This window comes from Saccharopolyspora sp. NPDC049357 (genome assembly GCF_040677225.1).
Lineage (GTDB): Bacteria > Actinomycetota > Actinomycetes > Mycobacteriales > Pseudonocardiaceae > Saccharopolyspora.
The window spans coordinates 63,079-71,441 of sequence record NZ_JBFAQJ010000035.1 but is presented as its reverse complement, the minus strand read 5'-3'; the positions used below and the strand labels follow the sequence as shown (position 1 = coordinate 71,441).

Annotated in this window: 8 protein-coding genes; 7 read left to right on the top strand and 1 reads right to left on the bottom strand. The window is 69.3% G+C overall.

The annotated features are described in order from the left end of the window. The first annotated feature begins 186 nt into the window (after nucleotides 1–186). The 6 genes from AB0J91_RS25005 to AB0J91_RS24980 all read left to right on the top strand — a co-directional run bounded on the left by AB0J91_RS25005 (nucleotide 187) and on the right by AB0J91_RS24980 (nucleotide 5,696). Nucleotides 187–1,416 (top strand): PucR family transcriptional regulator, encoded by a 1,230-nt coding sequence (locus AB0J91_RS25005; RefSeq protein ID WP_363873194.1) that lies wholly within the window; start codon nucleotides 187–189, stop codon nucleotides 1,414–1,416. A gap of 17 nt (nucleotides 1,417–1,433) precedes the next feature. After that, complete coding sequence (locus AB0J91_RS25000) at nucleotides 1,434–1,682, top strand: hypothetical protein (RefSeq protein ID WP_363873192.1); 249 nt, start codon at nucleotides 1,434–1,436, stop codon at nucleotides 1,680–1,682. Between the two features lie 360 nt (nucleotides 1,683–2,042). Beyond that, entirely contained in the window at nucleotides 2,043–4,313 is a 2,271-nt protein-coding gene (locus AB0J91_RS24995; protein WP_363873189.1) for a nitrate- and nitrite sensing domain-containing protein, read from the top strand. Between the two features lie 5 nt (nucleotides 4,314–4,318). Further along, on the top strand, nucleotides 4,319–4,741 hold the full coding sequence (locus AB0J91_RS24990; protein ID WP_363791839.1) for a roadblock/LC7 domain-containing protein: 423 nt from the start codon (nucleotides 4,319–4,321) through the stop codon (nucleotides 4,739–4,741). A gap of 3 nt (nucleotides 4,742–4,744) precedes the next feature. Continuing rightward, on the top strand, nucleotides 4,745–5,119 hold the full coding sequence (locus AB0J91_RS24985) for a DUF742 domain-containing protein (protein ID WP_363791837.1): 375 nt from the start codon (nucleotides 4,745–4,747) through the stop codon (nucleotides 5,117–5,119). Beyond that, nucleotides 5,103–5,696, top strand: a complete 594-nt coding sequence (locus AB0J91_RS24980) for an ATP/GTP-binding protein (protein ID WP_363873186.1) — start codon at nucleotides 5,103–5,105, stop codon at nucleotides 5,694–5,696. Before AB0J91_RS24985 ends, AB0J91_RS24980 begins: the two co-directional genes overlap by 17 nt. On the opposite strand, the gene AB0J91_RS24975 is transcribed toward AB0J91_RS24980, so the two are convergent. Then, the gene (locus tag AB0J91_RS24975) at nucleotides 5,650–7,062 is read right to left on the bottom strand and encodes an NAD(P)-binding domain-containing protein (RefSeq protein ID WP_363873184.1); all 1,413 of its coding nucleotides are present in this window, start codon (nucleotides 7,060–7,062) and stop codon (nucleotides 5,650–5,652) included. The two genes, AB0J91_RS24980 and AB0J91_RS24975, sit on opposite strands and share 47 nt — an antisense overlap. Before the next feature lie 84 nt (nucleotides 7,063–7,146). Here AB0J91_RS24975 and AB0J91_RS24970 point away from each other — a divergent pair, with 84 nt between their 5' ends. After that, entirely contained in the window at nucleotides 7,147–8,346 is a 1,200-nt protein-coding gene (locus AB0J91_RS24970; protein WP_363873212.1) for a tryptophan dimethylallyltransferase family protein, read from the top strand. Nucleotides 8,347–8,363: the final 17 nt, after the last annotated feature.

The following is an 8,363-nucleotide window of genomic DNA, read 5'->3' as shown; positions in this document are numbered from 1 at the left end:
GCTCCTGATGTATTCCGCTTACCCAGGGGGTGGACATCGGCGTCGCGGCGTACTCGCCACGAAGCCGCTCAGAACCCGCGGCGGTGCGAGCTGAGTCCCCCACCTGAAGCAACGGCTCCGCCGCATTCTTAACCAGCTCCTAACCGACACTCCACATAGGCGACTTTTTGGGGCATAGTGCCTGCCGTGACTCGATCGTGGCCCTGTCCGTCCGCTCGGGTTCGGGAGTTGATCCGGCTCGGCGCGGAGACGGCGCTGAAACCGCCCGCGCGCTGGGCGGAGGAGCTGCACGCCGCGGTGCTCGCCACCGACCGCACGCAGGCCATCGCGGCCGATCCGGTGCTGGCCGACGGGCTGCGGCAGACCAACGTCGACAACGTCGTGCACTGGGCGGCGGCCAACGTGCAGGACCCCGGTTGCCGCGTCCCACCGCACCTCGGCAGGCAGGCGCTCGACACCGCCCGGGACCTGGTCCGCCGCGGGCTCGACGCCCACGCGCTCGACACCTACCGCGCCGGGCAGAACGTCGCCTGGCGGTACTGGATGGAGATCTGCTTCTCGCTGACCTCCGACCCCGACGAGCTGCGGGAACTCCTCGACGTCACGGCTTTGTCGATCTCGACCTACGTCAACGACACCATCGCCTGCATCAGCGAGCGGATGCAGGCGGAACTCGACACCCTCATCCGCGGCACCAACGCCGACCGCCGCGCCGCGGTCGCGCTCGTCCTCGAAGGTTCGCCGATCAGCGCGCGCAGGGCCGAGCTCAAGCTCGGGTACGGCCTGACCGGGCCGCACACGGCGGCCGTGGTGTGGAGCACCGCCCACGTCGGCCTGGAGGAACTGGAGAGCGCCGCCGAGGAGCTGGTGTGCCTCACCGGCGCGCGCCGCCGGCTGACGGTGGTGGCCGCCGCAGGAACCCTGTGGGTCTGGCTGCCGGTGGCGACCACGGTGGGCACCGAGGAACTGTCCGATCACCTCGGCTCCCGCCCGCACGTGCGCGTGTCGATCGGCAGACCGGGGCGGGAGGTGGACGGCTTCCGCCGCAGCCACCTCGACGCGCTGACCGCGCAGCGGATGCTGGCCCGGCTCAGCTCCCGTCGTCAGGTGGCCCGCTACGAGGACGTCCAGCTGGTGGCCCTGATGACGGCCGACCCCGCCCACGCCGACGAGTTCGTCGCCGAAGCGCTCGGCGCGCTGCGCGACGCCGACCCCGAGGTGCGCCAGGTGGTGCGGACCTACATCCGCGAGCAGTGCAACGCCTCCCGCACCGCCGAGCGCCTCTACACCCACCGCAACACCGTGCTGCGGCGACTGGCGCGCGCCGACGAGCTGCTGCCTCGCCCGCTGGCCGAGGACGTGGTCGGAGTCGGCGCCGCGCTGGAAGTGCTCCGCTGGCGCGGCGCCGACGCCTGATCTCCCACCCGGAGCAGTTGGCGTACGGCGCGTGCCCTCGGTCGCGGTGCGACCGCGACTTCACCTCCCGCGAGGTCAACGGTGGCCGGGCGTTCGTCGAGTTCGACACCGCCGGGTCCCCGCAGGTCCTGGCCCGGATCGGGATCTCGTTCGTCAGCGCGGACAACGCCAGGGCCAACGCCGAATCCGAGCAGGGCGGGCGCCGTTTCGAGGAGATCCGCGACGGCACCCGCGCGGCGTGGAACGACATGCTCGGGCGACGATGACAACCGGACGAGCCGGGGTGAATCGGAGGGGCGCGAATGACCGCCGCAGTCCCGCCCTCCGCGGAAGATCTGTGCGGTGATCGAAAGGAGAACGTAACCGAAATCAGGTGCTGCTGTTCACCTCGTTGGAACGCGAAGACCACTTCGGATCGCTGATCAACCGCGAAAACCGTGCTGGTACTGTCCCGGCCAAGCGCGGATGATCACGGGACCGGGAGTGCGGCGCGCCCGCTCGCATCGGTGACATCGCCCAATGTCGGGGAATCCCAGCGGAGCTCGTGCTTCGCGCAAATCGCGCCGAGGCTGCCGGGGGGCCGGGGCCTGTCTCGTGGAGAGCACAACCGAAGGAGCGCGGTCGACGTGAAGTTAACCAGGGACAGAACGCGCGAGCCGGACAGGACGAGTCTCCGGCGGCGGATCAGGAACATCCTGATCGCCATCGTCGCGCTGTTCTTCGTGGTGGTGCTCGCCGGTTTCGCGCCCGCGTTCGTCGACGCTCTCATCGTCCGCGCGGTCGCCGTCACCGTGCAGGACACCTCGATCCCGGCGGTGCGGACCTTCGCCGCCGTGCAGTCCGAACGCCAGCTGGTCGCCCGCGCCTTCGACGGCGACGCCACCCCCGGCACCCTCGGCCAGCGCTACGCCGCCACCGACCAGGCCATCGGCGAACTCTCCGGCAAGCTCACCGAACTGTCCGGGAACTCCGCGACGCCGCCCGACCTCAAGGTCAAGATCGACGCCGTCAACACGCTGATCGGGCGGCTGCCGAATTCCCGTCCCGAATTCCCGCTGGACCCGACCCGCAAGCGCGAAACCGTCCAGCGCTACAACGAGGTCCTCGAGGCCGGCGCCGACCTCTTCGACGGGCAGGCTCGCGCCGTCGAGGACGCCAAGGCCGGGCAGGCGGGCATCACCGCCACCGAGTTCTTCCGCGCGGGCGACCAGATGGCGCAGACCGCGCTGCTGGCGTCCCGGGGCGTGGTCACCCGGATGCAGCCCGACGAGCAGGTCAACTTCGCCGTCCTGGTCGGCTCCTACCACGACGAGCTCGAAGAGCAGATCTCCAACGCGTCACCGCTGGTCAAGCAGCGCTACGAGGAGCTCACCCGCTCCCAGAGCTGGAAGCAGCTGCAGGCCATCGAGCAGCAGCTGATCGCCCACGGCCAGGTGCAGGGCGTGACGATCCAGCAGTGGCACCAGATCAGCGACCAGGTCGGCGGGCAGCTCACCGAGATCTCCATCGAGCAGGCCCGCTACGGCGCCGAACTCGGCCTGACCAACGGCAGCGCCGCGCTGCTGCGCACCGCCCTGTTCGCCGGCCTCGTGCTCGTCGCCACCGCCGGTGCCGCCCTGCTGATGTGGTGGTTCGCCGGACGTCACCTGGTCGCCCTGGTGCCGCAGCGACTGGTCGAACTGCGCGACGCCGTGCGCAAGATCGCCGACGAGGACGTCCCCGAGCTGTTCCGCAGGGTGGAGCGCGGCGAGGACGTCGACGCCTCCGCCCCGCTGCGCTCGCTGGACTTCGGCAAGGACGAGATCGGCGAGGTGGCGGACGCTTTCGCCGGTGCCTACCAGGTCGCCGTGCAGGAGCGCATCAAGCAGAAGCGGACGAGCGACGCGTTCACCCGCGTCGTGGTCGGCATGGCCGCGCGAGTCCAGCAGATCGTGCAGAGCGCCATGCAGATCGTCGACACCGAGGAACGCGAAGCCGGCGAGGCCGCGCCCCGGTACCGCGCGCTGCTGGTCCTCGACAGCCTCCTGCTGCGAGCCCGCCGGCTGGCGGAGAATCTGCGGCTGCTGTCCGGCAACCGGCTCGCCCGCTACCACCGCGGTCCGACGTCGATGGAGGTCATCCTCGAATCCGCGCGAGCCGAGATCGAGCACTACAGCCGCATCCACACCCGCAAGCCGGGGGCGGTAGCCGTTGACGGCCAGGCCGCGCCGTACCTGATCCGCGCGCTCGCCGAGCTCATGGACAACGCCGCCAACTACAGCTCCCCGCAGGGCAAGGCCAGGGTCTGGACCGAGGAGCACAGCGGATCGCTGGTCGTCATCATCGAGGACCGCGGTCTGGGCATGCCGGCCGAGAAGCTCGGCGAGGCCAACGCGATCCTGGGCACCGAGGCCGACTTCGCGCTCGGCAGCGTCCAGCGCCACATGCAGCTCGGCCTGCCGGTGGTCTCCCGGATCACGCAGCAGTGGAACATCGAGGTCACCCTGGCCGCGGGCGAGTCCGGCGGCATCCGGGCCGAGGTGTCCATCCCGTCCGGCCTGCTGCGCGAGGCCGAGATCGAAAGGGCCGCCCCGGTGGGAGTTTCCAGCGCGCGCGGCACGCTCAGCGGGGCGACCGCGCTGCTGGCCGACCCCGTCGAGACCCGCGCTCAGACGCGCCCGGAACCGACGCCGCGGGCCGAGCCGGTCGAGCAGGAGCCGCTGGAGACCTCGTCGGTGGGCCTCCCGGTGCGGCGCAGGGGAGCCTCGGCGGTCGGCCGGGCCCTCGACGAGGAGAAGAAGGCTCAGGGCGGTTCCGCCAACGAGAGCACCGGGACCCGGCGCAGCGCAGGCGGCGGCGGGGCCATGGGCTTCGTGTCCGGACGCCAGAACCACAGCAGCGACACAGGTGAGGGGTGAACACAATGAGCGATGGCAGGGATGACTTGAGCTGGGTGCTGACCGACTTCGCACAGCGCGTCGCGGACGTGGACTGCGTCGTGCTGTGGTCGTCCGACGGATTCCCCCGCGGGGCCTCCGAAGGCGTGGCCAAGGAGCAGGCGGAAGACCTCGCCGCGATGTCGGCGTCGGCGTTCAGCTCGTCGAAGCGGGTCAGCGTGATCGGTGGGGGCGGTGATCTGAGCAAGACGGTCATCGAGGGCGCGAACCGGTTCGTGATCCTCGCCCTGGCCGCCGAGCGCACCGGGATCACCGTGGTCGTCGACACCGCCGCCGACCCGCTGATCGTCAACGTCGAGCTCGACCGGTTGCTCGCCCAGGTCGGCGAGCACCTGGTGACCGAGGGCCGCGGTGGCTCCGCGGACCCGCTGACCGGGACGAGGCCGTAACCCATGTCCGATCAGCAGAACGTCCACGCAGAGGACCCCGTCGCGGGTGTCCGGCCCTTCGTGGTGGCCGGCGCCCCGGAGAAGTCCGACCTGGACCTGGACCTGGCGACCCAGGTGGTCGCCAAGCCAGGTGGCGAGGGGCACCGAGACCTGTCGATGAGCGACAGCGCCGCGCTGGAGCTGGCGAAGAACCCGGTCGCGATAGCGGAGGTGGCGGGGAGCCTGGGCACCCCGGTGCTGACCGCCCGCGCCCTCGTGGGTGCGCTGCTCCGCCGGGGAGTCCTCACCCTCGACGGTGAGAGCAACCCGGAAGAAACCGTTTCCGATGCAACACTGGATTACCTGCAGGGGGTTCTGGACAGTGTTAAACAGCTTTGAGCGGCCGCCGGTCAAGCTCGTCATCGCCGGTGGGTACGGATGCGGCAAGACGACACTGATCAAGAGCGTGGCGGACCCGGACCGGTACGTGCGGCTGACCGATGAGCCGATCACCGACGCCAGCGCCTCGGTGGACGCGCTCACGGGTGTTCCGGAGAAGACGACCACGACGGTCAGCATCGACTTCGGGCGCATCAACCTCAGCAACGGCACGCCGCTGTTCCTGTTCGGAATGCCCGGCCAGTCCCGGTTCTGGTCGGTGTGGGACGACCACACCCACGGCGCGTTCGGCGCCGTGGTCGTGGCCGACACCCGCAGGCTGGACGACTGCTTCTCCAGCCTTGACTTCTACGAGGACCGCAACATCCCCTACGTGGTCGCGGTCAACGAGTTCGACGGCACGAAGCGCTACCAGCCCGAGGACATCGCCAACGCGCTGCAGATCGACACCGCCAAGGTCCCGGTGATCAACTTCGACGCGCGGCAGCGCGCCGACGTCAAGGACGTCCTCGCCCGGCTGCTGGAGCACGTCATGAGGCAAATGGCGAGTCAGCAGGCCGTCGGCGCAGGTCAGTGAGCCCGTTGTTCGGATGAGCGTCAGCCGCCGGGCGGTCCGCGCCCCGGCGGCGCTCTCGCTTGAGCCCCCGGACGTAGCTCGCGACGTCGACGTTGAGAGCGTCCTCCGGGCGCTGCGCGCCGTAGCGCTTGGCGATCCGGTCGAGGTGGCCGCGCACTTCCGCGGCCATCTCGTCGCGGCCGGGGAGCCTGGCCTCGCCGGCGAGGAGGTCGCCGATCCACTCCGCCTGCAGTTCGGCGAGCCGGGTCAGGGAACCCACCGGGCGCAGGAATCCCGCGAAGTAGAGCCCGTCGTGGCCGAGCGGAACGATCCGCTGGAACAGCGAGAGCCTCCCGTCGCCGTCGAAGGCGACGTCGTCGGGGAGCGGCAGTGACATGTCGTAGCCGGTGCAGAGGATGACCGCGTCGGAGTCCTCGGTGCTGCCGTCGGTGAAGCCGACCTGGTCGGACGTGAACTCCCGGATGCCGGGCTTGACGGTGATCTCGCCGTGCGAGAGCCGGCTGAGCAGTTCGTCCGAGATGGTGATCGGCGCGTCCATCACCCGGTGGTCGGGCTCCGGCAGGCCGTAGTCGGCGATGCGCCCGCGCGAGAGGTGCAGCAGCACCTCGATGAGCTTGCGCTGCACCCGGAACGGCAGGAACGACCACCAGCGGCTGACGGCGATCTCGTCGATCGGCAGTCCCATCAGGGTTTTCGGCACCACGTGCGCGCCCCGGCGGACCGACAGGACCGTGCGTGCCGCGACGCGGGAGAGCTCGACGGCGATGTCGCAGGCCGAGTTCCCGAAGCCCACGACCGTGACGTTCTTGCCGCGGAACGGTTCCGGGTCGGTGTAGTCGGCGGAGTGCAGTTGACTGCCCCGGAACACCTCCGAACCGGTGATCGCCGGATCGGGAAGTCGTGGCGCGGAGTGATAACCCGAGGCCATCACCACCTCGCGGAAGTGCCGCGTCCGCGTGCTCCCGCCGCTGCGGCTGGTGACCAGCCATCCTCCGCCGGGGGACGGTTCCACCTGGTGGACATCGGTGCCGAACTCGATGCGGCCGGTCAGGTCGTGCTCGTCGGCGAATCGCGCCAGGTAGGAGGCGACCTGGTCGTGGCGCGGGTAGCGCGGGAAGTCCTCGGGCACGGGGAATCCCGTGAACCCGGTGACCTTGCTGGAGGTGTTGAGGTGCAGGGACTCGTAGGCCGGGTGCGAGCTCTGCGAACTGGCGGGGCCGAAGTTCCACACCCCGCCCACGGCGTCCTCGCGTTCCAGACCGACGAAGTCGATTCCGCGGCGACGGAGCGAACGCATCATCGCCAATCCGGAAACGCCGGCTCCGATCACGCACACATCACGGGTTTCAACCTGGGGAGATGTCATGTTTCCGCGACCGTCCACAGTGCCCATCGAACCCTCTCCGCGTGGAGACCATTCCCAATTCGTCGTCTGGATGAGATCGTGTTGATGTTGCTGACAGGCGCGATGCCGCGATCAAGAGTAACCGCGATGCGGAAGGTCGGGGTAGTGCCCAGTTCACGAGCAGGATCGTCGTCCGTTCGCCGGTGGGGAGTCTTTCCCGCGCACGGCGTGTCATTCACACAGTTCCTGACCAGCCAGTACCGAACCGTTGCCGAACATCTCGGGTTCTCGCCCTCCGATGTGGAGACCCTCGTCACAGAACTCAGCGTTGCGCTGAGCCCCTGGGGCGATCACCCGATCGGCTCTTGTCCGGAGGTTCCCTCTTTTGTTTCGGCGGACGGTTTTCCGGCCGAGATGTCCATCAGCTGGCGAGCCCGGCGACCCGAGCTGCGGATCCTCTTCGAGTCCCTCGGGGACGAGCCGACACCTGCGGGTTGTCAGCGCGCCGGGCGTGCGCTCACCGAGCGGTTGGCCGATCTGCACGGCGTCGACCTCAGCCGCTACCACCGTGTGGAAGATCTCTTCGTCACCGACGATCCGCGGGTGAACCGTCCCACCATCTGGCATTCGCTGGCATGGCGCCCGGGTGAATCCGCGCGGTACAAGGCCTACTTCAACCCGCAGGCGGAGAGCACGGATCCGGTCGACGTCCTGGCCAAGACCACCGAGGCGATGGGACGGCTCGGATTGGAGCGCCCGTGGGACTCGGTCCGAATGTGGATGCCGGAATTGATGGAACGGGGAAATGAGATCGAATTCACCGCCCTCGATTTGACGAATTCCGATCGGGCTAGGGTGAAGATCTATTTCCGGATCGCCAGTCGCGCATGGGAAGATCTTGATTCGGTGGCCGCCCTCGCGGCCGGACACGATTCCGAGCGGGCGGCCCGGGTGTGGCGGTCGCTGTATCACGGTCAGGACAAGGCCGACGGCGAGGAACCGATGGTGTGCCTCGCTTTTCGCAGCGGTTCGGCGCAGCCGGAGGAAGCCAACGTGTACCTCCGATTACCGGAGAACGCGGTGTCCGATGAGGACGCCGCGGAACGCACCGCCGTCCTCATGAGACAGGAAGGGCTCGACCCCGGGCCCTACCTGTCGATGATCAACGCTCTCGCGCCCCAGCACCCGTCGACCATGATCGGCCTCCAGGACCTCCTGGCGTTCCGCACGACGCACCCGGACGAGGCCGCCGACATCGGCATGTACCTGCGCTTCTCCGTCTACGACCGTCCCGTCGATCCCTGATCCCGCCGAGAAGGTGG

Coding starts and splice junctions, on each gene's coding strand:
- AB0J91_RS24975 (WP_363873184.1), bottom strand. CDS start 7,062: ATGACATCTCCCCAGGTTGAAACCCGTGATGTGTGCGTGATCGGAGCC.
- AB0J91_RS24970 (WP_363873212.1), top strand. CDS start 7,147: ATGTTGCTGACAGGCGCGATGCCGCGATCAAGAGTAACCGCGATGCGG.
- AB0J91_RS24985 (WP_363791837.1), top strand. CDS start 4,745: ATGTCCGATCAGCAGAACGTCCACGCAGAGGACCCCGTCGCGGGTGTC.
- AB0J91_RS24990 (WP_363791839.1), top strand. CDS start 4,319: ATGAGCGATGGCAGGGATGACTTGAGCTGGGTGCTGACCGACTTCGCA.